The sequence below is a fragment of the Butyricicoccus sp. genome, assembly GCF_050872565.1.
GTDB lineage: Bacteria > Bacillota > Clostridia > Oscillospirales > Butyricicoccaceae > Butyricicoccus_A.
This window is the reverse complement of sequence record NZ_JBNMHC010000455.1, coordinates 1-1,487: the sequence shown is the minus strand read 5'-3', so window position 1 is coordinate 1,487 and position 1,487 is coordinate 1. Positions and strand designations below refer to the sequence as shown.

Annotated in this window: 2 protein-coding genes; both read right to left on the bottom strand. The window is 46.2% G+C overall.

All coding sequences use genetic code 11. From position 1 onward, the window contains the following. Nucleotides 1–547: iron-containing alcohol dehydrogenase (locus ACR0P9_RS12465; RefSeq protein ID WP_432620623.1), on the bottom strand; the 547-nt coding region annotated here is incomplete at its 3' end. After that, nucleotides 528–1,487 (bottom strand): aminotransferase class III-fold pyridoxal phosphate-dependent enzyme (locus tag ACR0P9_RS12460; protein ID WP_432620621.1); only part of this gene is annotated, 960 nt, incomplete at its 5' end. The genes ACR0P9_RS12465 and ACR0P9_RS12460, both read right to left, overlap by 20 nt.

The following is a 1,487-nucleotide window of genomic DNA, read 5'->3' as shown; positions in this document are numbered from 1 at the left end:
GTGTTCGCGTGAGTTCCGGATCAACCAAAGCAATCTGCGCAGTCAAAGAATCTGCACTTAACGGCAATTTGCGTTTTCCGTCACTCAGCACACTAACACTGGTCACTTCACTTCCGGTTCCCGCCGTTGTTGGAATAGCAATGACAGGAATTCCTTTATCCGGCAGCGGATTATCTGTGCCGAAATAGTGTCGAATATCATACTGTCCCGCTGCAACAGCTGCAGCAGCTTTTGCACAATCCAACACACTTCCTCCGCCCAGCGCGATAATAAAATCCAACTGATTGGTTCGTATCAAAGTATCGCACGCTTCGACATACGTCAGCTCCGGATTCGGGCGAACACCATGATAAATTGCTGCAATCCGATTGGAAGAATTACTTTTCAATTCTTGCGCAAGAGCCTGAAACGAATGGCTGGTGACTAAAAGTCCCCGTGTTCCGCCGATCTTCTCTACAGCTTTCTCCAGATAAGCCAGTGATCCCGAACCGAAATGAATTTCCACCGGCTGGCGATAGATCCAAGTATTAGAAGTTTCCGCTGTCAACAATGTCCATCACCTCATCGAATTTTTTCATTTCTTCTCGTAATTGCTGCTCAGTAATAATCAGCGGCGGCGTGATATTGATATTATTTTCTCGTCCGTATGTAGAAAAACCTCGATCTGTAAGAAGCTGAATGATTCGACCCATCGCACCGCTGCGGTCTGCATATGGCACCAATGGCTCTCGCGTTTCCTTATCTTTTACAAGCTCTACAGCAGAAAACAATCCAATATACCGAACATCACCAATGGTACGATGCTTTTCTTTCATCTCTTCCAAGATTTCTCCGAGAACCTTTCCCACCCGATTGACATGTTCCAAAATATGATGCTCTTGATAATAATTGACGCACGCAACGCCGGCAGCACACGCAAGAGAATGCCCACTATATGTCAAGCCGTATTGAAATACATGATCTTCATAATACTTGGCAATTTCTTTGCTGACGATAATGCCGCCAAGTGGTACATATCCGCAGGTAACGCCTTTGGCAAACGTAATAATATCCGGTTTTACCCCCCAGTGTTCAAACGCGAACATTGTGCCCGTGCGGCCAAATCCAGCCATTACTTCATCACAGATCATCAAAATGCCATATTCATCGCAGATCTTGCGCAATCCCTGCAAATATCCGTCCGGCGGAATGATGACGCCATTGGCACCGGTAATCGATTCAACTTCAATTGCCGCAACATTCTCCGGACCTTCGTACAGCAGCTGTTCTCTCAATTTGTCCAAATAAAACTCTGCTGCTTCCGAGTCATTGGCAAATGGGATCTTGGAACGATAAACATACGGATCAAAAAACTTAATAAATCCATTGGCTGCCGGATTTTCCAAAGCAAATCGGCGCGGATCACCGGATAAATTGCCGGAACCAAGCGTAGAGCCATGATAGCTGCGATAGCGAGAAAAGATTTTGCTGCGACCGGTCACAGTACG